The 26,427-nt window shown below is 41.5% G+C and carries 27 protein-coding genes; 14 read left to right on the top strand and 13 right to left on the bottom strand.

Annotation, left to right across the window (positions count from 1 at the left end):
* Positions 1–143: 143 nt before the first annotated feature.
* The 5 genes from RI561_RS10655 to RI561_RS10635 all read right to left on the bottom strand — a co-directional run bounded on the left by RI561_RS10655 (position 144) and on the right by RI561_RS10635 (position 5,895).
* Positions 144–1,229 carry a serine hydrolase domain-containing protein gene (locus RI561_RS10655; protein ID WP_395080223.1) on the bottom strand — a complete coding sequence of 362 codons (1,086 nt, stop codon included), beginning with the start codon at positions 1,227–1,229 and terminating at the stop codon, positions 144–146.
* Positions 1,230–1,253: 24 nt separating this feature from the next.
* On the bottom strand, positions 1,254–2,543 hold the full coding sequence (locus tag RI561_RS10650; protein ID WP_395080222.1) for a M20/M25/M40 family metallo-hydrolase: 1,290 nt from the start codon (positions 2,541–2,543) through the stop codon (positions 1,254–1,256).
* Between the two features lie 23 nt (positions 2,544–2,566).
* Positions 2,567–3,853 carry an amidohydrolase gene (locus RI561_RS10645; RefSeq protein WP_395080221.1) on the bottom strand — a complete coding sequence of 429 codons (1,287 nt, stop codon included), beginning with the start codon at positions 3,851–3,853 and terminating at the stop codon, positions 2,567–2,569.
* A 47-nt stretch (positions 3,854–3,900) separates the two neighbouring features.
* Positions 3,901–4,548: an NAD(P)H-binding protein gene (locus RI561_RS10640; protein WP_395080220.1), complete on the bottom strand. Its 648-nt coding sequence runs from the start codon at positions 4,546–4,548 to the stop codon at positions 3,901–3,903.
* A gap of 126 nt (positions 4,549–4,674) precedes the next feature.
* Positions 4,675–5,895: a serine hydrolase domain-containing protein gene (locus RI561_RS10635; protein WP_395080219.1), complete on the bottom strand. Its 1,221-nt coding sequence runs from the start codon at positions 5,893–5,895 to the stop codon at positions 4,675–4,677.
* Between the two features lie 88 nt (positions 5,896–5,983).
* On the opposite strand from RI561_RS10635, the gene RI561_RS10630 reads away from it, so the two are divergent.
* Together RI561_RS10630 and RI561_RS10625 are read left to right on the top strand one after the other, a co-directional pair.
* On the top strand, positions 5,984–6,268 hold the full coding sequence (locus RI561_RS10630) for a hypothetical protein (RefSeq protein ID WP_395080218.1): 285 nt from the start codon (positions 5,984–5,986) through the stop codon (positions 6,266–6,268).
* Positions 6,256–7,329 carry a hypothetical protein gene (locus RI561_RS10625; protein WP_395080217.1) on the top strand — a complete coding sequence of 358 codons (1,074 nt, stop codon included), beginning with the start codon at positions 6,256–6,258 and terminating at the stop codon, positions 7,327–7,329. The genes RI561_RS10630 and RI561_RS10625 overlap by 13 nt, the downstream gene beginning before the upstream one ends.
* Positions 7,330–7,478: 149 nt before the next feature.
* Here the strand turns inward: RI561_RS10625 and RI561_RS10620 are convergent, their stop codons facing one another.
* Positions 7,479–8,414, bottom strand: a complete 936-nt coding sequence (locus tag RI561_RS10620) for an MBL fold metallo-hydrolase (RefSeq protein ID WP_395080216.1) — start codon at positions 8,412–8,414, stop codon at positions 7,479–7,481.
* Positions 8,415–8,543: 129 nt separating this feature from the next.
* On the opposite strand from RI561_RS10620, the gene RI561_RS10615 reads away from it, so the two are divergent.
* The 3 genes from RI561_RS10615 to RI561_RS10605 all read left to right on the top strand — a co-directional run bounded on the left by RI561_RS10615 (position 8,544) and on the right by RI561_RS10605 (position 11,386).
* Positions 8,544–9,683, top strand: coding sequence for a 6-bladed beta-propeller (locus RI561_RS10615; RefSeq protein WP_395080215.1), 1,140 nt, complete (start codon positions 8,544–8,546; stop codon positions 9,681–9,683).
* 110 nt (positions 9,684–9,793) lie between these two features.
* Positions 9,794–10,786, top strand: coding sequence for a hypothetical protein (locus RI561_RS10610; RefSeq protein WP_395080214.1), 993 nt, complete (start codon positions 9,794–9,796; stop codon positions 10,784–10,786).
* Positions 10,787–11,041: 255 nt separating this feature from the next.
* A complete protein-coding gene (locus RI561_RS10605) occupies positions 11,042–11,386 on the top strand; it encodes a hypothetical protein (protein WP_395080213.1) in 345 nt (114 codons plus the stop codon).
* Between the two features lie 91 nt (positions 11,387–11,477).
* Here the strand turns inward: RI561_RS10605 and RI561_RS10600 are convergent, their stop codons facing one another.
* Positions 11,478–11,867, bottom strand: a complete 390-nt coding sequence (locus RI561_RS10600) for a GxxExxY protein (RefSeq protein ID WP_395080212.1) — start codon at positions 11,865–11,867, stop codon at positions 11,478–11,480.
* Between the two features lie 616 nt (positions 11,868–12,483).
* Here RI561_RS10600 and carA point away from each other — a divergent pair.
* The 5 genes from carA (at position 12,484) to RI561_RS10575 (ending at position 20,488) form a co-directional block, all read left to right on the top strand.
* Entirely contained in the window at positions 12,484–13,581 is a 1,098-nt protein-coding gene (gene carA, locus RI561_RS10595; RefSeq protein ID WP_395080211.1) for a glutamine-hydrolyzing carbamoyl-phosphate synthase small subunit, read from the top strand.
* A gap of 134 nt (positions 13,582–13,715) precedes the next feature.
* Positions 13,716–16,544 (top strand): carbamoyl-phosphate synthase large subunit, encoded by a 2,829-nt coding sequence (gene carB / locus RI561_RS10590; protein WP_395080210.1) that lies wholly within the window; start codon positions 13,716–13,718, stop codon positions 16,542–16,544.
* A 201-nt stretch (positions 16,545–16,745) separates the two neighbouring features.
* Positions 16,746–17,150 carry a GxxExxY protein gene (locus RI561_RS10585; protein WP_395080209.1) on the top strand — a complete coding sequence of 135 codons (405 nt, stop codon included), beginning with the start codon at positions 16,746–16,748 and terminating at the stop codon, positions 17,148–17,150.
* A 59-nt stretch (positions 17,151–17,209) separates the two neighbouring features.
* The gene (gene recQ / locus RI561_RS10580; RefSeq protein WP_395080208.1) at positions 17,210–19,396 is read left to right on the top strand and encodes a DNA helicase RecQ; all 2,187 of its coding nucleotides are present in this window, start codon (positions 17,210–17,212) and stop codon (positions 19,394–19,396) included.
* A 171-nt stretch (positions 19,397–19,567) separates the two neighbouring features.
* Positions 19,568–20,488, top strand: a complete 921-nt coding sequence (locus RI561_RS10575) for a DUF58 domain-containing protein (RefSeq protein ID WP_395080207.1) — start codon at positions 19,568–19,570, stop codon at positions 20,486–20,488.
* An 81-nt stretch (positions 20,489–20,569) separates the two neighbouring features.
* On the opposite strand, the gene RI561_RS10570 is transcribed toward RI561_RS10575, so the two are convergent.
* Entirely contained in the window at positions 20,570–21,367 is a 798-nt protein-coding gene (locus RI561_RS10570) for an SDR family oxidoreductase (RefSeq protein WP_395080206.1), read from the bottom strand.
* A 70-nt stretch (positions 21,368–21,437) separates the two neighbouring features.
* On the opposite strand from RI561_RS10570, the gene RI561_RS10565 reads away from it, so the two are divergent.
* The 3 genes from RI561_RS10565 to RI561_RS10555 all read left to right on the top strand — a co-directional run bounded on the left by RI561_RS10565 (position 21,438) and on the right by RI561_RS10555 (position 24,014).
* Positions 21,438–21,818 carry a four helix bundle protein gene (locus RI561_RS10565; RefSeq protein ID WP_395080205.1) on the top strand — a complete coding sequence of 127 codons (381 nt, stop codon included), beginning with the start codon at positions 21,438–21,440 and terminating at the stop codon, positions 21,816–21,818.
* Between the two features lie 97 nt (positions 21,819–21,915).
* Positions 21,916–22,617 (top strand): response regulator transcription factor, encoded by a 702-nt coding sequence (locus RI561_RS10560; protein ID WP_395080204.1) that lies wholly within the window; start codon positions 21,916–21,918, stop codon positions 22,615–22,617.
* Positions 22,614–24,014 carry a sensor histidine kinase gene (locus RI561_RS10555; protein WP_395080203.1) on the top strand — a complete coding sequence of 467 codons (1,401 nt, stop codon included), beginning with the start codon at positions 22,614–22,616 and terminating at the stop codon, positions 24,012–24,014. Before RI561_RS10560 ends, RI561_RS10555 begins: the two co-directional genes overlap by 4 nt.
* On the opposite strand, the gene RI561_RS10550 is transcribed toward RI561_RS10555, so the two are convergent.
* Positions 23,992–24,615 carry an MIP/aquaporin family protein gene (locus RI561_RS10550; protein ID WP_395080202.1) on the bottom strand — a complete coding sequence of 208 codons (624 nt, stop codon included), beginning with the start codon at positions 24,613–24,615 and terminating at the stop codon, positions 23,992–23,994. The two genes, RI561_RS10555 and RI561_RS10550, sit on opposite strands and share 23 nt — an antisense overlap.
* Before the next feature lie 187 nt (positions 24,616–24,802).
* On the opposite strand from RI561_RS10550, the gene RI561_RS10545 reads away from it, so the two are divergent.
* Positions 24,803–25,111, top strand: a complete 309-nt coding sequence (locus tag RI561_RS10545; protein WP_395080201.1) for a DUF6787 family protein — start codon at positions 24,803–24,805, stop codon at positions 25,109–25,111.
* 5 nt (positions 25,112–25,116) lie between these two features.
* On the opposite strand, the gene RI561_RS10540 is transcribed toward RI561_RS10545, so the two are convergent.
* Genes RI561_RS10540 through RI561_RS10525 form a run of 4 tightly spaced genes read right to left on the bottom strand, consistent with a single transcriptional unit; the run spans position 25,117 to position 26,390 of the window.
* A complete protein-coding gene (locus RI561_RS10540) occupies positions 25,117–25,479 on the bottom strand; it encodes an MmcQ/YjbR family DNA-binding protein (RefSeq protein ID WP_395080200.1) in 363 nt (120 codons plus the stop codon).
* Between the two features lie 16 nt (positions 25,480–25,495).
* Positions 25,496–25,801 (bottom strand): hypothetical protein, encoded by a 306-nt coding sequence (locus tag RI561_RS10535; protein ID WP_395080199.1) that lies wholly within the window; start codon positions 25,799–25,801, stop codon positions 25,496–25,498.
* Positions 25,802–26,005, bottom strand: a complete 204-nt coding sequence (locus RI561_RS10530; RefSeq protein ID WP_395080198.1) for a hypothetical protein — start codon at positions 26,003–26,005, stop codon at positions 25,802–25,804.
* Between the two features lie 7 nt (positions 26,006–26,012).
* Positions 26,013–26,390, bottom strand: coding sequence for a DUF423 domain-containing protein (locus RI561_RS10525; RefSeq protein WP_395080197.1), 378 nt, complete (start codon positions 26,388–26,390; stop codon positions 26,013–26,015).
* Between the last annotated feature and the right edge of the window lie 37 nt (positions 26,391–26,427).

The raw sequence follows: 26,427 nt of genomic DNA, 5'->3' as shown, positions 1-26,427 counted from the left end.
ACACATAACAATAATTATTAATGCTATATATAGCAATAGCATTACATTTTTTTTCGACTTTTCACACAGGCTGGGGACGTTGGGAATGAGGTTAACTCACTTTGTGAATGAATTTATAACACCTAAAGAAATGAGGTAACAGCCTAGTCAATAAAAATACTGGCAAGATCGTCTCTTAAATCTCCCATCGGAGCACCGGATCGGTTGATGGCAAATGCAACAACAACCCCATTTTCGCGATGGAGGAAAAACATAGTGCTTCCGCCCACCGACCCTCCGCTGTGACCTTTCCATTCGGTACCTTCAGAATCAATGAACGTACTCCATCCGAATCCATATCCCGTTGATTCTCCATTGGAAGTTTGAAGGGGCTGCATGAGCTGATCCAGTGTTTGCATATTCAAAAAATCACCGGACAAATGCGCTTCCCCAAACTTGATCATGTCTTCAGTTGTAGAGAGAAATCCCCCGCCGGCCCACTTATAACTGTTATCTACATAGGGCGCCTCTTCGTTGGTTTCTAAACTGTCGTTATACACATAAAAATGCGTCCGGTTTGGGATGTCCTGATCGGCATGATCGGGCATGGAATTGGTCATGTTGAGTGCTCCGAAAACCTCATTTTGCATGAAAGGTAAAAACTCTTGTCCCGAGGCACTCTCCATCACGGCGCTAATGAGGTTCCAGCCATAACTGGAGTAGGAGTAATCGGTGCCCGGCTCAAATAGCAAGGTGTCATCTTTAAAGATCTCGAGACCCTCCGAAATGGAAGTGTACTTTTTGTCACTCAAAAATTCATCGCCCCGGTAATGTCGGATTCCGGCAATATGTCCGGCCACCTGCTCAACAGTGATTTCATATTTTTTCTCGGGGAAATCAGGCACATAGGTTTGAACCGGTTCTTGGGTATTTAATGCACCTTCCTGAATGAGCAATCCGGCTCCGGCTGCAGTGTAGGTTTTGGAAACACTTCCTATTCGAAATAAAGTTGAAGCTGGATCAATGGGTACTTGGTTTTCAACATCCATGTATCCGTATCCTTTCGACCAAATGATATCGCCATCTCTGTAGACGGAGACACTCATGCCCGGGATGTTATGCTCCTCAACATAAGTTTGCAGAACCTCATCTGCCGCATTGATGTCTTGTTGGGTTCCGGGATCGGGCGTATTGCATCCTGAGATCCATAGTAAAAGTATTGGAAGAAGAAAGAGCGTGATTTTTTTCATAGGGTAATTGGTTTTAAAACTAAGTTATTCAGATTGGGTGAGTCGATAAATCAAAAGTGCTGCTCGTTTAGTAAGCTCTTTATAAGTTTTCAGGTTGATGGTTTCATTCGGTCCGTGTGCCCCGCTTCCCATGGCGCCGAGTCCATCGAGTCCGTCCACGTATTGAGCCACAAATGAAATATCTGCGGCTCCTCGGCGACCCGGATCATAGGCTTCCACTTCTCCTAAACCGAGATCCTGACTGAGGTCATCCAAAACATTCAGTAGCCCCATGTTTCCTTCGGTGGGCTCCATGGGCGGATAGCCCTCATAGATGGTAAGTTCTGCAGAGGTTCGGGGGAGATTTTGATCTACAATATCCTGCATTTTTTGAAAAGCCCGTTCTCCCTGTTCCATAGAAAGAAACCGGATACCGCCATGAGCGATAGTTTTCTTGGGGACAATATTTTTTTTCCCACTTACACTACCTTTGATCTGCTCTTCATCATAATCGACTTCGTTTCCTCCTAAGATCACGCCTACATTATAGGTGAGATTGTCTTCCCTTAATTCTTCATAAAATTGATTCAGAATTCTTGAAGCTTCGTAAACAGATCCGGCGCCGGTATAATCACTGAAAATTCCTGAGGAGTGTGCTTGCCTTCCTTCCACTTCCAGTTTCCAGGCGAAAGATGCACGGCGGGCTACCGTGGCATAACTGAATCCGGAGGCGGTTTCAAAACCGAGAGCCACATCGCTTCTTTTAGCAGCTTCTACCAAGTCTTTTCTGCTGAGAGAAGTTGGACTACCGGCTTTTTCTTCATCCCCGGTAAAGGCTACGATAATTTGTGCATCCGGGATAGCACCGGCTTCTTTTAATGCTTTAAGTGCGTATAAGATCATCACGTTTCCGGCCTTCATATCATTTACGCCGGGTCCGGTAGCTGTGGAATCATTGAGAATCTCAAATTCCTGAAACGGGCTATCCGGTTCAAAAACGGTATCGAGGTGGCCGATGAGGAGGAGTTTTTTACCTGAGGAGCCTTCTTGTTCGGCAAAGAAATGTCCGGCGCGGTTGACTTTATCTTGGGGAATCCAGCTCGTTTCAAAGCCAATATCCTGAAATGTATCCATGTATCGCTCGCCAACTTTACGGACTCCATCAAAGTTAAGCGTACCGCTGTTGATGTTTACGTTGGTCTCCAAAAATTGCAGGGCTTCGGCGTGATTGGCATCAATACGGTCAAGGATTTGTTGTTCGGTTTCGGTGAGTTGCTGTGCTGAAATCGCAGTGTTGATCGATAATAGTAAAACGAGATATAAAAGCTTTTTCATAGTAGAACTAAATGCATTAAAATCTAATTTCCGGCGTTATTCATGTAATCCACCACTAAATTACTCATGGTACGAACCCCCAGCTTCATAGCACTTTCATCCACATAAAAATCGGGAGTGTGGTGACCGCCGGATTCAACATCCGGAGATTGTCCGCCTAAGAAAAAGTAAAATCCCGGTATTTTTTCCTGAAAGAAAGAAAAGTCTTCTGCTCCGGTGACCGCATCCATGACATGGGCATTTCCCTCGGTTATTCGGTCCAGGGTTGGAGCCATCATCGCCGTCAATTCGGGATCGTTATAAGTGATTGGATATCCCTTGTGGATGGTGAGTTCGGCCGTTGCTCCGTTACTTTCAGCTGTATTTTGGACAATAGTTTCGAGTCGCTGGAAAATGAGCTGACGCATGTCCTCATCCAAAGCCCTAATGGTTCCTTCCATTTCCACGGTCTCAGGGATGATGTTGTGACGAACACCACCCTCAATTTTGCCAAAGGTGACTACAGCAGCTTGCTTGGTTAATGGCATGCTTCGGCTTACAATCGTTTGCACATTATTGATGATCTGTGCGGAGGTTACAATGGGATCAATACCGGCCCAGGGAGCAGAACCGTGCGCTTGTTTTCCATTTATTTTAAGACTGAAGCTATTTACGCTCGCCATGATTCCTTCTGCCCGATACCCAATGGTTCCAACAGGAGTGCTGTCCCAAATATGGAGACCGAATATGGCATCTACATCAGGATTCTCAAGTACTCCTTCTTTTACCATCAGTTCGGCTCCGCCTTCTTCTCCTTGGGGAGCTCCCTCTTCAGCAGGCTGAAAGATAAATTTAACACTGCCCTTTAAAGCATCTTTATTTTCCGTAAGTATTTTAGCGACGCCCATCAGTATGGCAATATGGGTGTCGTGTCCGCATGCGTGCATCACCCCAACTTCTTTACCTTGATACATTCCGGTGGCCACAGACTTGAAGGGTAAATCATTGCGTTCAGTGACGGGAAGGGCATCAATATCGGCGCGTAAACCAACCATGGGTCCCGGTTGACCGCCTTCCAGAATAGCAACTACACCGGTGTGGGCAACTTCGGTTTCAACTTCAAGCCCCAGTTCGTTCAGGTAATCGGCAATATAGGCCGCGGTTTCAAATTCCCGGTTCGATAGCTCCGGGTTTTCATGAAAGTGCCGGCGCCATTCAATCACTTGTTCTTCGATTTCATCGGCACGCTGATCGATGATCTGTTTTAGATCTTGGGCATACGTTGTAAATGTGATAAGGGAGATAAGGAAAAGCAGTAACGGTTTTTTCATATCTAATATCTGTTTTGGAGTTTGAATCAGATATTAACTAAACGGTATCACAAATGAAAAATCTCATCTAATTCAAAAATGTGGTAGCCGGCAGGACATTTATGGAGTGAATTGATCATCCCTTTTGCTACAGTCTCTCCGGATATGGGCCGATATTTTTTGAGACCCGGTATGTTGGTCAAAAACTTCATGAAGAACATTCCAACAGATTCTCCCAACCTGTTTTCATTTCGTTCTCCTGCTAAAATGGAAGGACGCAAAATGGTAGTCACATCAAACGGCAGGTCTTTAACATCATCATCCAGTTCGCCTTTCAATCGGGAATAGAATATACGGGATTGATAATCGGCCCCGGCTGAAGAAACCAATGAGTATTTTGGTACTCCATTTTCTGCAGCTGCTTTTGCCACTTCATATTGGTAGGTATAATCGACGGTATATTGTCGCTCCTGACTTCCGGCTTTTTTGATGGTAGTTCCCAAGGCTGAATACAATTCATCGCCGGTTATCAACTCTTTCCACTGCTCAATTTCATCAAAATTGATGATATGCTCTTCCAGCTTGGGATGATTGATGCCGGTAGAACGCCTGTGAAAAACCTTTACCAGTGAATACCGCTCATCTTTTAATAGCAGGTTTAAAACTTGTGATCCCACAAGTCCGGTGGCTCCAATTACAATGGCAGTCTTATTCATAATTTTGAGTGATGAAGTGATGAGTGATAAAGTAATTCAAATTAAATCTACGGGTCAGTTAGTATTCAGAGATTAAAATTACAATTCCCATGTACGCTAAAAAATACTTAATCACTTTATCACTCATCACTCTATCGCTTCCAAAACCCGACTTACCACCCCGTCCATCGCATTGCCACTGATCCAGCGGGCCACAATTACCAAGTCATTTTCCTGATCTACATACACCATATTTGTCCCTGCGCCAAGATGAAAGAATGCGGTAGTAGGTGCGCTTGGCAACCGGTCTTTATTGATGTTGAGAAACCAGTTCATAAAACCATAATTGGGATTGGCCTCGGTTGGGGTTTGGGCCATTTTATTCCATTCTTCGGAGACAATTTGCTCATCCCTCCATTTTCCATTACGTAAAGTCAGTAATCCAAACCGTGCTTGATCACGGGCACTGATAAACATACCTCCACCCCAGTGACCGCCACCGCTTACGGCCTGCATTTGCTGTCCGTCTATAATCACCCATGAGTTTTCGTAGCCCATCCAGCGCCAAGTGGGGGAAGCCCCGATTTTATCCATGACTTCTTCTCGGAGTACTTTAGGCAGCGGTTTCTGCAACACACTCATTGCAGCTAAGGCTAATAGATTTACGCGTACATCGTTGTACTCCCACTCCGTTCCAGGCTCATGTCGCTCGCGGGTCATCCACTCAGAGCGATCTCCTGAAGGTCGGTCGGCCCAGTCCGGTTTTCCCCATAGAGTGCCTTCCCAGTCGGATGTTTGCCGTAACAGATGATTCCAGGTGATCTTGGAATTATGCTCTCCTTTAAAAGGCTCAAACACTTTGGGTTCCTTGAATTCATCGGCTTTGTTTTGGTTGTTATCCCATTCCATAAAATAGAATGGAGCCATATACTGATCAGCTTTGTCATTTACATCACGAATCAAGCCACGATCGTAGGCAACACCTACTGTGGTGGTCAAAAAACTTTTGGTCACGCTGTGGGTCATATCTACCCGAAAAGGCTCACCCCATTCGGCTACGATGTATCCATCCTTGATAATGATACCGGTTTGTTCGCCCCGATCTTTAAAAGGCCCGATGCCATCGCCAAAGGGCTCCCTCCCAAACGTACCATAGTGATTTTCTTCCATGCTGCGGGGATTACCCGATTCATTATCCTGAGCAAATTGAATGGCTTCCTGAATTTTTTCTGCATTCAGTCCAAGTTCTTCGGCCGATCGTTTCTCCCAATTCCCCCATTCTCCGGGATAGTAGGTTTGAGCCCATGCCGTTGAGCTGAAAATGACAAGTAGAAAAGCGGTGGTAAATATGCGATGTATTCGATACATAATGAATTAATTTAATGGAATGATTTGTAAGTTTTATATATATATATATTTGACCTTCACTTAAAAATATAATTTAATAGGGATACATATGAAAAAGTTCAAATATATAGCAGTATTAACATTACTAATTAGTATGTTATCATACATGAATAATGCTGATGCTCAAATTGCAGGACCTGCTATAGATATTCTGTTAAATGTAGATGTTTCTTCATGTTCAACAGGAGATTGTGAGATTATAACTAGACAATATACTGGGGTATATAATAAATACTCAATAGCAATAAGATGTCAAGATACAGCTGGTAATTTCGGCAGTTGGAATTATTGGGATTATGATGGGATAAATCCGGGCACTTATTGTCAAGAATAACTTATATAAAGGCCATTTATGCGCCTTTTTTTACTATGAAAATATTCTTTTCGCTTTTTTTAATTTTTATTTTTGGATGTGAAATAAACAATCGTTCAAATATTTCAGAATCTAATTTAAAAGGAAATGAGATAAGTGAGACTACTCTTGTCGCTAATAAAATGAAATTTGAGGAGGGGGAATTTGCCTATTCGAACTACAGTTTTATCCAAGCGAATAATAGTGGATTATATATTACGACTCCCAAAATTAATAACGGGTATGTCTTATTCAAATATATATTAAATACCAAGGATCATACTGTAAAAGTTGACAGCTTTGTCAGGTCTGGAAGAGGGCCAAATGAAATAGAATCAATCTTTATGAGTTCAAAAACAATAGATGGTGATACCTTGATGTTCACCACTCCAAGTGACAAAATGCTGACAATTGATCAAAAAGGACTTCTATCAGAATGGGATGTTGATACAAAAAGAATAACCAACTTTGGTTTTTCTTTTTCATATAGTAATGGGAAATTATTGATTCCTTCTTTTAGTCCGATACAGAAAGAATATTTGTTCAAAATCTACGATGTAAGGAATGATGAAGTTTATGACTCATTTACACCAAGAGTTCCATATGGTTATCAGCCTTCTGTAAGGAATGAAATACTTGGTGAAACTCCTGTACCTGATGGGTTTGCAATATCATTTTTAGGGGATAGAAAAATATACATTCTAGACTCTATGGGTAAAATAAAAAAAGAAATTATTATCGGAAAAAGTGATGAAATTCCTCAGCCTTATAAAGTTTCAAACCCACAAGAAACACCAGGAGCAAAACCATATATTACAAAAATGGAATTTTATAATGATCACTTATTGGTTTTAATGGACAATGTTATATGGATTATTAAATATCCTTCTTTAGAAGTGAAATCAAGAATTAGGCTACTCAAAAATTTAGAGGTTTCAGAATCGGCCGTAATAGATTTTTCTATTTCCGATGATTATTTGTACTCGAGAATTGGCAGAGATGGGATGTTCTTTAACGAAACTAATAGTGATTGGTTCAACTAATAATATAAAGGAGCTTTTAACTTATGGGATCACTGGGAAATATAGAAATTGTAATTGTATCAATTTCATTGATGTCAATATTTTTGATTAGTTATATCGCAGTCAAAGTACTGAAAAAAAGAAAACACAAAGACTGAGGACGCGCGCATTTAATTAAATGGAATTATTTGTCCTTCGAAGGCAACCCTGAAACCAAGTTCCTCAATCTCCCTTCGTTCGGGGCTGTCTAAAATAAGTGGATTCGTATGGTTAAAATGAATAAACACAATTTTTGACTTTTCTGTAGGAGGAAGTTCGTTAAAAAGTTCGATGCTATCTTCCACGTACGGATGCGGAATCTCGCTCATATCACGGCCGGGCAGTTCACCGGCATCATAGAACGTACCGTCCAGCAGGGCTACATCAACTTTTGCAATTTCTTCGGTGATATCTCTTTCCCAAACATGCCACTTGTTGATATCAGGGATGAAAAGTACGGAGGTGTTATCGGAATCAATGCGATAGCCTACGGTTTCAGAATATTCGTCCCGGTGTGGGACACGAAATGGCGTTACTGAAATATTGGGGCTGAGCTGTATGGCTGAGTCCGCTTTCTGCTCTTGAAGATCAATGTTATTCATGTTGACCAATTGACTCCACGGACCGTTGCTTTCCAAATATGATTTCATTCGCGGCATGGCATAGACGGGAATGTCTGAGGCTCCCATCACTTCATGTCCCAGGTACATCAACCCGGTATAGTGACCGATATGAGCGTGGGTTAAAAATATTCCGGAAAGATCATCGATGGCAGAAGTGGTTTTAAGTTGATGAAGCTGAGTTGTGAAATCAGGAGTGGCTTCAAACATCCAATTTTGTCCGGTGGTTTTGTCTGTTAACCCCAAGCTGACTACATGTCGTTTTTCAACTTCTCCATTCCAAAATTGTTGACAATGTTCCTTGGTACAATCTGCCTGCGGAAAACCGGCATCTTGTGCAATACCCAATACCGTGATGAATTTTTCAGGTGTATTATCTTGTGGTGGAGTGGATTTCTCGGAGCATCCCGTAAAAAGAAGAAATAGTATGAGCAGGTATTTAAACATGTTGAAATGAAGTAAAAACGAAGGGTAATTCAAAGAGATAACGTTTCTAAGCAGGTTTCAAAAATTATTATTACAATCAGTTATTCAACGTTATATAAATATTGGGTTTTAATATTTAATCATTTGATCATGGTAAGTACAAAACAGTATATAGTATGCTCTTTTCTCATAAGCGTTCTTGTTGGGATGATTCCGCTCCAATCCGAAGGCCAAAACACATATAAAGCCCAAGAAGAACTCCGTATTCGTACTTATGATGGAGAACTTGAATATATATTTGCAGGAATTTCTGATCTTGCAGTAGGTACCGATGGGAATATATTTGTGTATGATTCCCCGGCAGGAGACCCTGTGGTTAGAATGTTTGATAGTGAAGGATCTTTTATAAAATATATAGGCAGAGAAGGCAGGGGCCCGGGAGAGTATGATAATATTGAGGGTATTGGAACTTTTCCTGATGGAAGATTGGCTATTTGGGATATTGGCAATCAACGAATTAACGTATATGAACCAAATGGGGATTTTATTGAAAGCTTTCTGGCTAGTTCAGGACTACATTCATCCTACAAAACTTTTGAAGTAGATCACGAGGGGAATTTTTATTTAAAGGCCATGTTTTTTGATCGTGAAAATCCACAAAACAATACAAACTCTCCGAAAGCCTGGTATAAAATTTCGCCAAGTGGAGAGCTGGTTGATACTTTACATGTACCTCAGGAAGAAGGGGATTTTCCTCAATCTTTTGTGATTTTTACGGATGCTGGAGCCGGTTACCCTTTCAATACACGCATGTTAGAAAATTTTAGTTCAAGTGGTTATGTCATTACAGCGGTCAATAACCGGTATGAAATTGTTTTGCATAAAGAAGAGGGACCGGTACTAATTCAGCGAGAATACACTCCTTTAGAAGTGACTTCTGAAGAAGAAGAACAATGGGAAGGTTTTAAAAAAGGGTTTGGCTCCGCCGGGCATTCTATTGAATCTTCCATTCCGGATGAAAAGCCGCCATTTAAAGATTTATTGACGGATTCGCAGGGAAGAATATGGGTTTGGAGATATACGAAATCGCAACCGGTGGATGGAGATAGAATTCAGGTATGGGAACCTCCTGTATTTGATGTATTCAACCCGGATGGTTCTTTTTACGGAAATGTTACTTTGCCGATGGACGCAGTATTTCTTGAAGCAAAAGATGATAAAGTTTGGGCGGTATTTACAGATGAAGATCGAGTAGAGTATGTGGTCCGGTATAAATTGGTTGCCGAATGATAAATAGAAAAACTAATACCGGGAAAGGTCGGAGATGAGTTACAGTTTTCAGGAATTATTACTACACTTCCTTAACCATAATTTTTGAAATTAGAGACCAGTAAAGAATAATGAAAAATTTGATACGCCTGTCTGTAGTAGTCCTAGTACTTTTTAGTGCTTGTTTAGAAAAAAACACAAAAACGAATAATGAAGCTACGGTTGATCGGGTTGAATGGACCGAAGTGGATAGCATTGATGTAGAGGCATTCAACAGTGATTTGGAACCGGGCAAGTTAACCATGGATGTTGGGGTCTATTTTCCATCCAACTTTGACGATTCTTTTGAGAAGGTAACCTTAAACCGAATGATGGAGAGTTTAGAAGCTGCAAAAGAAATCTATGAGCCCACCGGTGTTCAGATAAATCTATTATGGGTGAAAACAGGAGAGCTTGATCCCAAGTACTTTTCCATTCAAGCCAATGAAGTGCCGGGCATTCCCAATACCGGCTACACGAATTTATATGAGCACAGCTATCGAAATCCGGCCAAACTCACCGAAGAAACTAAAGAAGCATTTGAAAGCATCATAGAGCCGGCGCCCAATAATGACCGAACCATTTACCTGGTGGCACTGCAAGATGTCTTCTATCCATTTCTAACGGTTTCGGAAGGAAGAAACTGGATGATGAAAACAGTACGAACCGGCGGACTTTCATTTCCCACCTACTCCTATCCCGGCACCATCCCCAAAGAACACCGAGGGGTTATCACAATCACCAACCTGGATCGGCCGGATCGGTTCAGAAGAACCATAGCACACGAAATTGGGCATAAAGCTATCAATGTAAGTCACGAGTATAAAGACATCAGTCCCCAGCACGAAGTATATGCCGAAGGTGGGTTGATGGTATATGGTCAGGGCGAAGAAATTTTACCGGGCGAAGAAGGTCGCTGGCACGTAGAGCGTTTGCAGTTATCGCCATTTCTATACCTGATGGACGAAAAAGGAACCAAAGACTGGAATCCGGATTATGAGGAAAATGGCCATTATTATGATCCCATTTATGGCGAATATGTCATACACTTCGAAGGCGTTCCACCGATTGATGAAGATTGGTAGAAATATTTGTTTAACATTATTGAAAGTCGTTTCTAAAAAATGTCATCCTGAGCGCTTAAATTAGTAAGAAAGGGATCCTCTGTTGAACGCGAAGGATCTCAAGTCTATAATGGATAAGAGGTAATACTTAATTTGTCCCGAGCTCGGGATCGCGTTCAACTAAAAGCTAAAAAATACTTAATAGGCGCTCAGAGTGACAATAAAAGTTTTTTCATATAGAACTCATTTTAATTTTAAATGCCTTAATAAACCAAAATGCTTCTTTCTGCACTGATACTTATTACTGCTTTTTTGCTGAACCTGTTTTTGCCGTGGTGGAGTATTGCTATTCCCGGATTGATATTAGGTTATTATTTCAATGAACAAGCACTTCCTTCTTTTGCTTGGGGATTTTTAGCCCTTTTCCTGCTTTGGGGCGGGCAGTCACTCTACATTCACATAGCCAACGAGGCTATTCTTTCGACTCGCATTGCTGAGATGTTATCTATTGGCTCTCCATTATTAGTAGTGTTAATAACCGGAGTAATTGGAGGATTGGTAAGCGGCTTGGCAACATTGACGGGCTCTTTAGTAAGGGAAACACCAAGGAAGTTTGAATAACAGGTTTTGAATCGCGGATTAGGCGGATTACGGGATTTCACGGATTACCTAAAAATCCGCGTTCATCCATAAATCCGATAAATCCGCGATTCTACTTCTTAGAAAGAACTAACCGTTTAAACTCCAAACTTTTTGAACCGAAGTTTATAAGTAATCCTACTTCCAACTTATAGGCTTTCAGGTAATTCAAAGCCTGTGCCATATGTACATTCTTCAACTCAGTAACGGCTTTTATTTCTACTAAGACTTTTTGGTCTACTACAAAGTCAGCCCTTCTCGTACCTATTGGATACTCAAGATCCCGATAATAAATTTGCTGATCTATTTCTCTTTCAAATGTTAGCTCAGCTTTTTCAAATTCATAAGCTAAAGCTCTCTGATAAATGACTTCCTGAAATCCATTTCCCAGAAATTTGTGAACTTCAAAAGATGCTCCAATAATTTTCTCAGTTATATCCTGATATTTTAGATTTGATTTCATTTGATTCCCCGATTAATAAAAATTGTGAATTAATATAATAAAAAGGGTTGAATCGCTGATTAAGCGGATTACGGGATTTCACTGATGACAAAGAAAATTAGCGTACATCCTTCAATCCGATTAATCAGCGATTCAAACCCCAATGCTAAAAATGAAAATTTAGGAGTGCCCACAAATTTTAAAATCAAAAATTGAATCCAATATCTTCACTCCTTATCTTAGGCAAACTTCAAAAAAGCTCATACCCAAATTATAGATTTAGCAATCCATAGCTTTGAAGCAATGCCGGCGCACACCCAGAAATGGAGGTCGCGCAATTGATGGCATTAATATTTGTCAATATCGTTTTAAAAATCCGACACGGTTTCCGTAGTCGGATTTTTTTTGAGCTAAAAATTTCGTTTCTATCTAATTACTATGCTCTGCCTATTAATTTATTCGCTCCGACACAGAGCGTGCGGAGCGAGGTGCTGAATATTCTATCCCGTTTTTCTTACATGACTGGTTATGACGCTCTGCGTCGTAACCAATTTAGCTCTCAACCTATTTCAAGCATTCCGCTTGTGGCAACCCACCAAACAAATTCAACTTCATAAACCAGAACTACACCTAAACCATGTCAATAAAAGAAAGAAAAAAAGCCATGCTTGCACTCAGCGACGGAACCGTGGTTCATGGAGAAGCTATCGGCCATGACGGTATCACTGGCGGTGAGCTTTGCTTTAACACCAGCATGACCGGTTACCAGGAAATATTTACCGACCCCAGTTACTACGGTCAGTTGATGATGATGACCTATCCGCATATTGGGAATTATGGCACGCAGCCCCGCGATGATGAAGCAAGAAAAGTAATGGTAGCCGGTATTATTTGTCGAGCCTTCTCTCATGAATACAGTAATACCATGGCCGACCGCAGCCTACAGGAATATCTCGAAGACAACGAAATTACCGGTATTTCCGGAGTTGATACACGGAAGCTCGTTCGCCATGTTCGTGAAAAAGGGGTAATGAATGCTGTGATTTCAAGTACGGAGATGGATGAAGACAAACTGGTTCAAATGGCCAAAGATTGGGACGATATGGAAGGCCTGGAACTGGCCACCAAAGTTACCCGCTCGGAAGCCCAGACTGTAAACGGCGAAGATGAATTTCGAGTAGCCGCTTTTGATTACGGCATTAAGCAGAACATCATCAATAATTTAAACAAGCGCGGTTGTACACTGAGGATCTTCCCCGCAAAAACTTCAGTTGAAGAGATCAAAGAGTGGGAAGCAGATGGATACTTTTTTAGCAATGGTCCCGGTGACCCAACAGCGACGGCTGAATATGCACTTGAAGCCGTAAATTATGCTAAGTCAACAGGTAAGCCCCTGTTTGGTATTTGTCTCGGTCACCAGTTGATGGCTCTTAGTGAGGGACTTAAAACCACCAAGATGTTTGTTGGTCACCGCGGAGCCAATCAACCAGTAAAAAATCTATCCACAGGATTGGTGGAAATATCAACCCAAAACCATGGATTTGCAGTAGATGAGGATTCTCTGGATGACAAGATCGCCGAGGTTACCCACATTAACCTGAATGACAACACCATTGAAGGGCTGAAGTTCAAAAACTTCCCGGGATTCTCGGTACAGTATCATCCCGAAGCTTCTCCTGGTCCACATGATTCGGCGTACCTTTTTGATCAGTTTATTGACATGATGCGGAAGTGAATTAAAAACACATAATCTGGTACAAGCGTCTCGCTTGGACCAACACTATTTGCACAAGCGAGACGCTTGCGCGAGGTGTGAGACAAAAACCAATTAACTAATACACCACTAACAAATAACCACTCAAAAAAACCATGCCCAGACGCGACGACATCCATAAAATTTTGATCATTGGTTCAGGACCCATTGTAATTGGTCAGGCTTGCGAATTTGACTATTCCGGTTCACAGGCCTGCCGCTCTCTTCAGGAAGAAGGTTATGAGATTGTACTCATCAACTCGAATCCGGCTACCATTATGACGGATCCCATTATGGCCGATGCAGTGTATATGTTGCCGATGACCACCGATTCCATCAAAGAAATTGTAGCCAAAGAAAAACCAGATGCTGTACTACCTACTATGGGTGGCCAAACCGGGTTGAACCTTTGTCGGGATCTTGAAAAAGAGAATTATTGGAAAGAAAATAACGTCAAGATTATTGGGGTGGATATTGATGCAGTGGAGCTAACCGAGGATCGGCAGCTGTTTCGTGATAAAATGGAAGAAATAGGGATTGAGCAGTGTAAAAGCAGAACGGCTCAATCGCTTTTAGATGCCAAAGAGATCAAAGAGGAATTGGGGGGTTTGCCAATCGTAATTCGGCCTTCCTTCACGATGGGTGGCGCCGGAGGCGGCATTGTTTGGAATGAAGATGAATTTGAGCGAAAAGTGCTGCGCGGACTGGAAATGAGTCCGGTACATCAGGTACTTATCGAGGAATCCATTTTTGGATGGAAGGAATATGAACTGGAGCTCTTGCGAGATGCTAACGACAATGTGATCATCATCTGCTCCATTGAGAACATGGACCCGATGGGCGTTCATACAGGTGATTCTGTAACCGTGGCCCCAACACAAACGCTGAGCGACAAACAACTACAGCACATGCGCGACTCGGCTATCAAAATGATGCGCAGTATCGGGACTTTTGCAGGCGGTTGTAACGTGCAGTTTGCCATGGAGCCGGGAAGTGACCGGTTGGTGGCGATCGAGATCAACCCGCGGGTAAGCCGTTCGTCAGCGCTTGCATCCAAAGCTACAGGATATCCGATCGCGAAAGTAGCGACTAAACTGGCAGTCGGCTACACATTAGATGAACTCAAAAATCAGATTACCGGAACAACCTCAGCTTGTTTTGAGCCAAGCATTGACTATGTAGTTTGTAAAATTCCACGCTTCAACTTCGATAAATTTCCTGGTGTAGATGAAGAACTTTCAACCCAAATGAAAGCGGTGGGTGAGGTGATGTCCATCGGCCGAAACTTTCCGGAAGCGCTGAACAAGGCATGGCAGTCATTGGAAGTAGGTCGCGATGGACTGGGTGCCGACGGCTACGAAGAATTCGACCGAAAAACCGTCCGAGAGCGCTTGTTGAAACCTTACTGGGATCGTTCCATGCAGATCCGAAATGCCTTTAAGATGGGCGCTTCGGTTGAGGAAATAGCGGATATCACCAAAGTGGATCCGTGGTTCTTGCAGCAGATTCGATATATGGTTTCGTTGGAAAATCGTACTGAAGGACAAACGTTGAAAGAAATTTCCAAAGACGATTTCTTTGAGCTGAAACAGGCGGGTTTTTCCGACTCACAGATAGCCTATCTCCTCAGTAAAAGCGGTGAAAAAGTGGATGATAAAAAAGTTCGAGACCGCCGAAAAGAACTCGGCATTACACCATCATTCAAAATGGTAGATACCTGTGCGGCTGAGTTCCCGGCGCAAACGCCCTACTACTACTCCGCTTATGAAGGAGAAAATGAAAGTGAAGTAACGGACAAGGAAAAAGTATTGATCCTTGGAAGTGGGCCAAACCGAATTGGGCAGGGTATCGAATTTGATTACTCTTGTACACATGCGGTACTGGCCACCAAAGAGATGGGTTATGAAGCCATCATGGTGAATTGTAATCCCGAGACCGTTTCCACCGACTTCGACTTTGCCGATAAGCTCTATTTTGAGCCGGTATATTGGGAAAGGGTACTGGATATCATTGACCACGAAAAACCGGTAGGTGTAATTCTGCAAGTTGGCGGACAAACAGCCCTGAAGCTTGGAAAACGATTTGTGGAAGAAGGCATCAAGATTTTTGGCACTGATTTTGGAATGATCGACTTTGCGGAAGACCGTGGAGAATTCTCAAAGTTCCTTAAGAGATTGGACATTCCGTTTCCAGAATATGGAACAGCACATGAAGTTGAAGAAGCCGTTAAGATCGCAAACCGAATTGGATATCCGGTACTGATCAGGCCAAGTTATGTGCTTGGCGGACAGGGAATGCGGATTGCCGTAAAGGAAGAAGAGTTGCGAAAATATGTAGCCAACATCCTGAAAACCCATCCCGAAAATGCTTTCTTAATCGATAAATACTTGGAGCAGGCCATTGAGGTAGATGTGGATTCGGTGTATGATGGAGATCAGCTGCACATTGCAGGCATCATGCAGCATATCGAACCGGCCGGTGTTCACTCCGGAGATTCTACGGCGGTGCTCCCTCCCTATTCACTGAGTGATGAAGTCATAAAAACCATCGAAGATCATCAGCTGAAAATTGCTGAAAACATGGAGATTCTTGGGTTCTTGAATGTGCAGTATGCGGTAAAAGATGAAACGGTGTATGTGCTGGAAGCTAATCCCCGTACTACCCGAACTATTCCTTTCCTGGCCAAAGCAACACAAAGACCGGAAGCAGCCATTGGCGTGAAGGTGATGTTGGGTGCTAAATTGAAGGAATTTGATTTAGAATCAAAGCTTGTAAATTGGGCTATCAAAGAGCCTGTATTCCCGTTCGATAAATTCCCGGAAGTGAAAAAAGAGCTGGGTCCGGAGATGAAGTCAACGGGCGAAAGTATCTACTTTGCTAAGGATTTTAACGATGAGCACTTTAAAAAGCCGTATGAGTTTAAGAGCTTGTACTTGTCAAAATAGGGATCACAGATTTGTGGGATGGTGGGATTTCACAGATTTATTTACGTGCTAATTAAGGCCTGGATTTTTGTTTCAACAGATTAATTCGATATCACTTAATGTCTAATGCTATAATCCCTCCCTCCCACAAATCTGTGATCAAAGTGTAAGGAATTGGTTTGAAATTGCTCTAACTATTGAATGAGAATAAAATGTTAGAGGATGAATCAAGCAAAAACACCAGACTTCAAATACAAGCAATTAACTGGAAAAATAATTGGAGGTGCAATGAATGTACATTCCGAATTGGGAAATGGATTTCGTGAAATTGTTTACCACCGTTCAATGATCCATGAATTAACAATTCAGGGGTTAAACTTTGAAAGTGAAATATCTATGCCTCTTTTTTATCGGAATGCTAAAGTCGGAAGCAGGAGGGTAGATCTACTCGTAGAGGAAAAAATATTGGTCGAATTAAAAGCGGTAGGCGAGATAAACAATCAACATATCTCTCAGGTTTTAAACTATTTAAAAGCATATAAGCTGGAAGTAGCATTACTTTTAAATTTTGGCGAAAACAGCCTTACCTTTAAGCGTATAGCACAATTAAAAAATTATAAGAATTAAATGGTTTCTCAGATGTCCAAATCTATAAGTATCTGTGAAATCCTAAAATCCACTAATCTGTGATTAAAGAAGCTAAGACAACCCTAAAAGAAACATTTGGCTATGATACCTTTCGCCCCCTTCAAGAAGATGTTATAAGCCAGGTACTCGAGAGAAAAGATGCACTTGTAATAATGCCCACCGGCGGGGGAAAATCACTTTGCTATCAAATTCCGGCACTGTTATTTGATGGCCTGACTATAGTGGTCTCGCCGCTGATTTCACTTATGAAAGATCAGGTGGAGCAGCTTCGGGAATACGATATCAATGCTGTACACTTGAACAGTTCGCTTTCGCCTGAAGCCTATGGTTACAATCGCCGCCAGGTATTACAGGGAAAAGCCAGGTTATTATATATCGCCCCGGAAACGCTGTTGATGGATAAAACCAAGGAACTGCTAAAAAATATTGAAGTAGACTTGTTTGCAGTTGATGAAGCACATTGCATTTCAGAGTGGGGACACGATTTCCGTCCTGATTACCGAGAATTAGCTAAGGTTCGGAAAGAGTTATTCCCGAATGCGACTTGTATGGGGTTGACGGCAACTGCTACACCTCGGGTCCGGAAAGATATTATGAATACGCTGGAATTTGGGGAGTCCGAGGAATTCATTGCAAGTTTTGATCGACCAAACCTATTTTTGAAAATTGCAGATAAAGATGATGCCACCAATCAGGTGTTGGATTTCTTGTACACCCGAAAAAATCAGTCGGGTATTATTTACTGCATTTCGCGACGGCAGGTAGATGAACTCTACCAGGCATTGGATGATGAAGGCTATTCGGTAAAACCATACCATGCAGGATTATCGGATCGGAATCGAGCCATTAATCAGCGGCAGTTTATTAGGGATGATGTACAGATTATTGTGGCTACCATCGCTTTCGGAATGGGGATCAATAAGCCCAATGTGCGCTTTGTAATGCACTATGATATGCCGCAAAATATCGAGCAATATTATCAGCAAATTGGCCGGGCCGGACGTGATGGCTTGCGTTCAGATTGTGTGATGCTTTTCAGCTACAACGACAGGCATAAGATTAAATACTTCATCAATAAAAAAGAAGGGCAGGAAAAAGAAATTGCCGAAAAGCACCTTGATGATCTTGTTAAGTTTATTGAAACGAAGAAGTGCCGGCGTATTCCATTAATGAAATATTTTGGGGAAGAATATCCCAAAGAAGAATGCGGAATGTGCGATAATTGCTTGTCCAAAGATGAGGATGTGGAAGACTTTACTTTGCAAGCTCAGAAAATGCTGAAATGTATCTTTGAGTTGGAAGAGGGTTTCGGAAAAACACAGGTTATCAACGTACTTCGAGGTTCAAAAGCTCAGAAAGTGCTTGAGCTGGAACATGATAAACTCGACTCCTATGGATTGGGCAAAGAATGGTCTAAAGATCAATGGGATCAATTGTCGCGAATGCTGATTCGTCAGGATTACCTGGCAAAAGGCGAACATAAAGAGCTGATCCTTAAAGATAAGGGGCGGTCTGTTATAAGCGGAGATGAAAACGTATTTGGCACACTTGATCGAACCGCAACGGCGATGTCTACCGAAGAAGCGTCCCGCGTTGCCAATGAAGTGGAGGCCCGATATGATGAAGAACTCTTCGAAATTCTGCGCAAAGAACGGAAAAGTTTGGCAGACGATAAAGGCATCCCCCCTTACACCATTTTCCCCGATACCACATTGATGGAGATGGCCTACTATTATCCCAAAGATAAAGAACATCTGCTGCCACTTTATGGAGTGGGCGATGTGAAAGCCAAAAAATATGGGTCGGCTTTTATCGGGGTAATTAAGAAATACACGGCCGAACATGGAATAGAATCGAAAGAAGAAACGCTCCAAGAAAAAGCAGAGGAGCTTGAAAATGAAGAGCTGCACCAACGTATTGGGAAAGCTTTCAATAACGGACAATCAATTGCTCACTTGGCAGAGGAACACGGGGTGAAGGAAGTGACCATCTTGAATCACCTGAAAGATTATCTGAAAGAAGGTAACGACCTGCGACTGGATGGAATCAGCGAAGCTACTTCGCTTTCACTACGCCAACAGGATGAGATCATAAAAATATTCGATGAAAAAGGCTCGCACATGTTAAAGGTAGTTTATGACCGAATGAATAAGAAAATCGGCTACGATCAGATACGCATCATCCAGCTTTACTTTATGGCGAATGAGGCAGCAGAAAAGGGATAAAATCTCTTTTATTTCCTAACAATCATCCCGATTGGAATAGGATATGATAAACTCCGCTCAGTTTTTGGACTTAAACTTGTCAGTTGCTCTTTAGTTGCAAAAATTTTTGGAAGGTAATGCCCAATACACATAATGACTTTCAATAATTGATTTATACTGTTACCATAGAGTATGATTTTAGAACCAAGCATATTATCGAAAATTTCATCCCTTGAGCTGCGGGCTAAAAAAATTGTGGAGGGCTTTATTTCCGGCCTGCATAAAAGTCCCTTTCACGGATTCAGTGTGGAGTTTGCTGAGCACCGCCCCTATAACCAAGGGGATGATTTCAAGCACATCGACTGGAAAGTATATGCCAAAAAGGAACGATTTTATGTAAAGCAGTATCAAGAGGAAACCAATCTTCGGGCCTATATAATGCTCGATAACAGTTCTTCTATGTTGTTTAAACATTTTGGGGAATGGACGAAACTTCGGTACGGCATCCATTATGCTGCTTCATTAATGTATATGATGCACCGGCAGCGAGATGCTTGCGGCTTGATTCCATTCAACTCTAAGATTGATAAGTTTATCCCGGCAAAGTCGACGTATTCACATTTACGCCAAATTTATACGGAGCTGGAGCGGGAATTAATTCGCGAAGAAAAAGGGGAGGAGGAACGACGTAAGACAGCCTCAGCCCAAGCTATCCATGAGGTGGCAGAGCGACTTAATCACCGCAGTTTGGTAGTAATCATCACCGACTTATTTGAAAATGTCGGTGAGCATGAGGAGATTATTTCAGCCCTGAAGCACCTTCGGCATCGCAAACATGAAGTACTCCTTTTTAATGTACTTGAAAAGAAAAGTGAACGCGATCTTGATTTTCCGGATCGCAGGTTTGTCTTTGAAGACATGGAATTAGGGGATGAAGTGGAAGTGCTGCCGGCGCAAGTTCGCAAAGATTACCAGGAAAAAGTAGCAGAATATACCAAGAAATTCCGCATGGCCTGCAGTGAATTTGAAATCGATTTTGAAGAAATGGATACGCAGGCCCCATTTGATCAATCTCTGCTGGCTTATTTGACCAAAAGGAGACGGCTGGGGTGACCTGTTTTCGTTATTGGTGTAATGGTTACTCGGTATACGGGTGGTAAACAAAAACCATTAACGATTATACCAAAAACGAATCTAAGTAACTTTCTGATTTTTCAAGATCTTATTTAACAATGTCGGTGAAATACGCTGTACCCAAATAGCCAAACCCTCTTTAAAACCGGCGACATAAATCTCTTCTTTTTTGGACTTAATTTTTGGCATCACCTTGTCCACCATTTCATCGGCGGTCATTGCTTTTTTATGGGCATCTCCCATCCTGCCGAATTTGGATCCGTCGCCCGTAAGTGCATTTTTGCTAATATCAGTTTTAATAAAACCGGGACACAGCAAAGTCACCGCAACATTGTGTTCATACATTTCTTGACGAAGTGAGTTGAAAAAGCCCTGTACTGCATGTTTACTGGCAGCATATCCGGAACGAAATTTGGTACCAATTTTACCTGCTACACTGCTTGTAACTATAATATGCCCGGATTGTCGCTCTACCATATGAGGAAGGACTTCTTTAGTGAGACCTATGGCCCCAAAGTAATTCACTTCCATAAGTCGCCGGTAGGTACTCATTTCTGATTCTAAAACCGTTGAGCGCTGACTAATTCCACCATTATTAATAAGCACATCAATTTGCCCAAAAGTAGCTAAGGCATCTTTGGTTTTTTTGGGGAAAGAATCCGTTTCAGTAAGGTCAAGGGTGATGATTTTTACATTTGAGGTATCATTTCCAAGACTTTTCTTTACTTCCAAAAGCGCCTCTTTTCTGCGGGATGACAGAATCAGGTTTGCACCTTCTTTATAGAACGCTTTCGCAAAAGCTTCTCCAATGCCAGATGAAGCCCCGGTTATCCATATGGTTTTTCCTTGGTAATTCATGGTGAAGTATTATTTTTGTTCAAATATAAGTGTTTACTTTTTGCTGTTCTTCATTTCCTTTATTCCAAGAATGCAGGAGGCAGTAAGCAAAAAGCAGTTAAATAATTTGGGAGAAAATATGTATCAAGGATTTAAAGATTTAACTGTATATAAGTTATCTTACAAATTAGCTATGGAAATTTTTAATATATCCAAAAACTTTCCTAAGGAAGAAAAATATTCACTTACTGATCAGATTCGAAGATCATCGAGGTCAGTTCCAACAAATATTGCTGAAGCATATAGAAAAAGAAGGTATCCTAAGCATTTTGTAAGCAAGCTTACAGATTCTGAGTGTTCCGAGACCATAGTTTGGATTGATTTTGCATTTAACTGTGGCTATATCAACAAGAGGCAACATGCTTATTTTAACACTAAATATGAAGAAGTAGGAAAATGCTTGGTTCAATGATTCGTTCACCGGAAAAATTTCTGATACAATAACTACTTACTGAGTGCTGCTTTCTGCTTACATTTACCTAAAAAAATAACTCAAACTCAATAACCAAATGAGCACCAAACACACCATCCTTTTAATGGAAGATGAAGAAGAGTCAGGAGAGATGCTGGCTAATTTCCTCGAACTGAATGACTATGATGTCCTTTGGGCTAAAGACGGAAAAAAGGCTCTTGAGTATATTGAAAATAACGCCAATGAAATTCACCTGGCTATTTTAGATATCATGGTTCCTCATCATGACGGAAAAGAAATCTGTCGCAACATCCGAAAGCACCCTGTTATTTATGATATCCCGGTGCTGTTTTTAACTGCACGTGATGAAGAAAAAGATGAAATAGAAGGACTTGAGTTGGGGGCTGATGATTACATCAAAAAACCCGCAAGCCTGAACTTGGTAAAAGCGCATGTGGAAACACAATTACGCCGTCGCTCTCCCGATAAAAGTAATTGGATTCAATACGGCAAAGTGTATCTGGATGTAGATTCAAAAGAAATGTACATCAACGAAGAGTTAATTGATTTGACCCATACCGAGTACACCATTGCTGAAATGATATTCCAGAATCCAAAATTAGTGTACAGTCGTCAGCAGATTTTGGAAAAAATATCAGATGAAGAAAAATACGTTTTTGACCGCACTGTGGATGTCCATGTGAAAAACCTTCGTTTAAAAATGGGAGAAGAAGGCAAGCTCATTAAAACCTATCGCGGAGTTGGGTATGGGTTCAATAAAGAATACTTGCATTCATGAAAATTCGCTCCAAACTTGCGTGGACCTACATAATACTATTGGTAATTGGAATTATTACCATAAGTACTTACTCAATTTTAACTATTCGTAGTTTTCTGCTGGATGAGGGTGCAGAACAATTTGAGCGGGATGCTCTTTCTTTAGCGTTAGCCGCAAGCAGTTTTAATGAAGACGCTCAATTCGATCAAAAGATTCAGCGGCAAGCCGAGCTTTCCCAATATGAAATTGCCGTTTATGACAAAGATGGAATTCGTTTTCTGCAATTTCCGGAGGAGGAATTTGAGGGGGAAGCTCCCTATGTGGAAGCTTCACTGATGGCTGAACTGGAGCGTCAGGATGGGGAACCTATTGTGATAAATAGTGACAGCACGCAAAAGTTAATAGCTTATGTCGATTTAGGACAATCTGAAAATGCAGCACAATATTTGAGAATCAGCCAGGATAAAAGCGAATATTATGCAGCTGTAGCCAGCATCCGGCATATTATTTATGCAGGGATGTTCTTTTCTATCGGAGCAGTTATTATAGTGAGCTTTTTATTTGCCCGATATATGGCATCCCCTATACTCCAGCTAAACGCTGCGGCACTTGATATTGCAAGGGGAAATTTTGACCGAAAAATAGATCTTAAACGGAATGATGAATTTGGTACCCTGGCAGATTCTCTCAACCATATGGCCGAAACACTTCGGGCTGATAATGAAGAACTAAAGAAACTGAATGAAAAACAGAGCCAGTTTTTTGCAGATATAACACACGAAGTGAGGAATCCGCTGCATACTATTGCCGGGGCTTTGGAGATGCTGGAAATTGAAAAACTTCAGCCCGAAAAGAAGAAACAGTATATGAATACGGCTCAAAAACAAATCAAGCGAGTTGCAAGGTTGTTCGAGGATATAAAAACGCTACAGCGATATGATTTTGATGAAAGTTTCTTAAACAGACAAAATATTGATTTAAAAAGCCTGGTTGATGAAGCCCAAAATGTATTTCAACCTATTGCTGAAAAGAAAGGACTGGAGTTGGAGACCAATAATGTCAGCTCTTGTATAGTTAATGCCGATCCCGACAAAATTGAACAGGTGTTAGATAACCTGATCTCCAACGCGATTAAGTACACTCCGGAAGGGAGAATTGAGGTAGGCTTAGAGAAGAAGGAGGAGGTTGTAGAAGTCTATGTTCAGGATACCGGGCCGGGTATTGGTAAAGAACATCTGGACCGACTGTTTGATAGATTCTACCGTACCGATAAAGCCCGCTCTCGTGATAAAGGAGGTACCGGATTAGGACTTTCTGTAGTGAAAGGCATTCTAAACGCCCATCAAAGTGAAATTAAGGTGGAAAGTGAAGTTGGGCAAGGAAGCCGGTTTTACTTTACGCTTCCCTTGGTGGATTGAAATAAACATATTTAAAAGCCGCTAAAGCACACCCGCAAAGTGGTGCCAGCGTATATAGTAAAACGTGGACATAGGAATTACCCCCGTTAATGAAGTCTATAAGAGCGGTTCCTATAGAGGTAACGGGATTTAAAATTCCTCCGGAAATCGGGATAGTTATCATCAACATTCCCGCAAACGTAAGTCCGGCCACCAGGCCCAAAAGATTTCTTTTCCCCTGGGAGCGTGATAAAGAAAAAATCATCATAATGATCACAAATATCCCGGTGAAGAGAAGTTCCGCAAAAGCTTGTTGGTATAAGTTAGTATCGGTAGGCGGTTCAACATAAAATACCGAAGAAGATAAGAACAAAATAGTAACAGCAGCTAAAATACTTCCAATGGTTTGGCTAAGAACGTATCCTAAAAATTGAGGCAGGCTTAGCTCTTGTTTTAGGAAAAAGGCAAAAGAAACGGCCGGATTATAATGTCCGCCCGAAATGGGATAACCAATATAGATCAAAGCTATTAAAGTTAATCCAATTGCAAGTGGATCTCCTGTAAAGCCAAAAGCCAAAACAAGAAAAAACGCGCCAAACGTTTCAGTTAAGTAAGCTCGCATACCACGTATAATAGTCTTAATATTTTCTCAATAATCCTTCCTTCCGGCTGAAACTACTTGCAGGAAGTAGCAATAGCAAGAAAGCAAGTTCATAATTTGTAAAATCAGAAGAATATATAATTCTAACTATTTGACTTCATATAAGCTTAGAAAAAGGATATTTTATTGGCTAATTAAAAATTAATTCATGCAATTTTTCAACAAACTAAAATCAAAATGGGGCATTGAGAGTAATTGGCAAGTTTTGATCATAATGCTTGTATTCTCTTTGACCGGTTTTAGTGCACTTTATGCCCGGCGGTTTTTGTTCCCTATTCTTGGAGTAGAAGCCACTGATCCCTTTTGGTTTAAGACCTTTATTTGGTTGCTTACAATCTTCCCGATGTACAATATTTTCCTGTTGATTTATGCCGCTATTTTTGGTCAGTTTGAATTTTTCTGGACCCACCTCAAAAAAACATTCAGCAGGATAAAGGGATTAGCACCCGGAAAATAAAGACGCTACTCGTTATTCAATGACTTCAGCTTCTTTTTAAACTTTTTTGGCAAGTTTTGTACCACTAATTCATAAGAATGCTGAACTAAGTCTTTTATAAAGTCATCCTGTAAACTTCCTTTCGTACTTACGGTGTTCCAGTGTTTTTTATTCATGTGGTAACCGGGTTTGATTTCGTGATAAGCCGCTCTTAATTCCAAGGCTTCCACCGGGTCACATTTCAAATTTATACTTTCAAAAGTATCAACATTGGTGAGGGCGAACATCTTTCCCATGACTTTAAATACGAGGGTATTTTCGTCGAAGGGAAAATCTTCTTCAGTGCCCGGAAAGGAGAGGCAATAGTGATAAAAATCTTCAATATTCATCGTCCGGAATTACGATTTATCTTGAGTTTACACTTTGATAGTCGATCTTAAAGTTACCGGCTAAACCAGCTGACTTAGCGGCAATGTAATCGATAAGGTCCGGGGTAACTACTCCGATAAAACTATCATGCCAAGTTGAACCCATGGTTTGGACATCATTATTCAATGGAAGTTTGACCGGCTGATAGAACTTTAATACAGCAGTAAAAGGATAAGCCCCAAGACTGGCGTTCATAATATTGACATGTAAATGCAGAATGGGAAATTGATCGGAATCGCGCAGGGTTTCGTCTTCCAAAATGGTAACGGGTAGTTCATTCAACTATTCTACAAGTAATGCTCTCACACTATCCACGCTTAGAGTTACATCTTCCAGACTCTTGGGTTTTTCAATGTTAACTACCACCCCAAACTCGGATATGCCGTACAACGAATTTCGTTCTCGGAGGACTTCATTTTGGGCAAAAACTTCCCCTGTGAAAACAGATAAAAATAAAATGACCAGTGTAATTTTAAATAGTTTCATAATGGTATTAATTGAGGTTACGGAACGCCTGAACTGCCAGAACAATCCAGCCGGCTATAAAGGCAACACCACCAATAGGAGTAATAGCTCCCAGCCATCCAATTCCGCTAAGGCAAAGAGCATATAAGCTACCTGAGAAAATAATAATTCCCGCCAAGAGTAACGATGACGGCCAGGCAATGGCAATATCAAATTGTGAACCGATCAGTGCGATGAGTAGCAATCCCAATGCGTGCCAGGCGTGATATTGGACCGCTGTTTGCCAGGTTTCAAGTCGTTCTGCTGAAAGTATATTCTTGAGAGCATGCGCTCCAAAAGCACCGGCAGCAACGGCAAGGGCTAACAGTATGGCAGCGATGGCTATTATGATCTTTGGATTGGGCATTTGGTGATTCGTAAATTCGTTAATGGTTATTCGTTAT

The sequence above is a fragment of the Gracilimonas sp. genome (assembly GCF_031581265.1).
GTDB lineage: Bacteria > Bacteroidota > Rhodothermia > Balneolales > Balneolaceae > Gracilimonas.
Note: the sequence above shows the minus strand (reverse complement) of the source record. Positions and strands in the feature narration are given on the sequence as shown.

What these genes read in the sequence shown, in the direction of transcription:
- RI561_RS10655 (WP_395080223.1), bottom strand. Translation starts at nt 1,229, where the DNA reads ATGAAAAAAATCACGCTCTTTCTTCTTCCAATACTTTTACTATGGATC.
- RI561_RS10650 (WP_395080222.1), bottom strand. Translation starts at nt 2,543, where the DNA reads ATGAAAAAGCTTTTATATCTCGTTTTACTATTATCGATCAACACTGCG.
- RI561_RS10645 (WP_395080221.1), bottom strand. Translation starts at nt 3,853, where the DNA reads ATGAAAAAACCGTTACTGCTTTTCCTTATCTCCCTTATCACATTTACA.
- RI561_RS10640 (WP_395080220.1), bottom strand. Translation starts at nt 4,548, where the DNA reads ATGAATAAGACTGCCATTGTAATTGGAGCCACCGGACTTGTGGGATCA.
- RI561_RS10635 (WP_395080219.1), bottom strand. Translation starts at nt 5,895, where the DNA reads ATGTATCGAATACATCGCATATTTACCACCGCTTTTCTACTTGTCATT.
- RI561_RS10630 (WP_395080218.1), top strand. Translation starts at nt 5,984, where the DNA reads ATGAAAAAGTTCAAATATATAGCAGTATTAACATTACTAATTAGTATG.
- RI561_RS10620 (WP_395080216.1), bottom strand. Translation starts at nt 8,414, where the DNA reads ATGTTTAAATACCTGCTCATACTATTTCTTCTTTTTACGGGATGCTCC.
- RI561_RS10615 (WP_395080215.1), top strand. Translation starts at nt 8,544, where the DNA reads ATGGTAAGTACAAAACAGTATATAGTATGCTCTTTTCTCATAAGCGTT.
- RI561_RS10610 (WP_395080214.1), top strand. Translation starts at nt 9,794, where the DNA reads ATGAAAAATTTGATACGCCTGTCTGTAGTAGTCCTAGTACTTTTTAGT.
- RI561_RS10605 (WP_395080213.1), top strand. Translation starts at nt 11,042, where the DNA reads ATGCTTCTTTCTGCACTGATACTTATTACTGCTTTTTTGCTGAACCTG.
- RI561_RS10600 (WP_395080212.1), bottom strand. Translation starts at nt 11,867, where the DNA reads ATGAAATCAAATCTAAAATATCAGGATATAACTGAGAAAATTATTGGA.
- carA (WP_395080211.1), top strand. Translation starts at nt 12,484, where the DNA reads ATGTCAATAAAAGAAAGAAAAAAAGCCATGCTTGCACTCAGCGACGGA.
- carB (WP_395080210.1), top strand. Translation starts at nt 13,716, where the DNA reads ATGCCCAGACGCGACGACATCCATAAAATTTTGATCATTGGTTCAGGA.
- RI561_RS10585 (WP_395080209.1), top strand. Translation starts at nt 16,746, where the DNA reads ATGAATCAAGCAAAAACACCAGACTTCAAATACAAGCAATTAACTGGA.
- RI561_RS10575 (WP_395080207.1), top strand. Translation starts at nt 19,568, where the DNA reads ATGATTTTAGAACCAAGCATATTATCGAAAATTTCATCCCTTGAGCTG.
- RI561_RS10570 (WP_395080206.1), bottom strand. Translation starts at nt 21,367, where the DNA reads ATGAATTACCAAGGAAAAACCATATGGATAACCGGGGCTTCATCTGGC.
- RI561_RS10565 (WP_395080205.1), top strand. Translation starts at nt 21,438, where the DNA reads ATGCAGGAGGCAGTAAGCAAAAAGCAGTTAAATAATTTGGGAGAAAAT.
- RI561_RS10560 (WP_395080204.1), top strand. Translation starts at nt 21,916, where the DNA reads ATGAGCACCAAACACACCATCCTTTTAATGGAAGATGAAGAAGAGTCA.
- RI561_RS10555 (WP_395080203.1), top strand. Translation starts at nt 22,614, where the DNA reads ATGAAAATTCGCTCCAAACTTGCGTGGACCTACATAATACTATTGGTA.
- RI561_RS10550 (WP_395080202.1), bottom strand. Translation starts at nt 24,615, where the DNA reads ATGCGAGCTTACTTAACTGAAACGTTTGGCGCGTTTTTTCTTGTTTTG.
- RI561_RS10545 (WP_395080201.1), top strand. Translation starts at nt 24,803, where the DNA reads ATGCAATTTTTCAACAAACTAAAATCAAAATGGGGCATTGAGAGTAAT.
- RI561_RS10540 (WP_395080200.1), bottom strand. Translation starts at nt 25,479, where the DNA reads ATGAATATTGAAGATTTTTATCACTATTGCCTCTCCTTTCCGGGCACT.
- RI561_RS10530 (WP_395080198.1), bottom strand. Translation starts at nt 26,005, where the DNA reads ATGAAACTATTTAAAATTACACTGGTCATTTTATTTTTATCTGTTTTC.
- RI561_RS10525 (WP_395080197.1), bottom strand. Translation starts at nt 26,390, where the DNA reads ATGCCCAATCCAAAGATCATAATAGCCATCGCTGCCATACTGTTAGCC.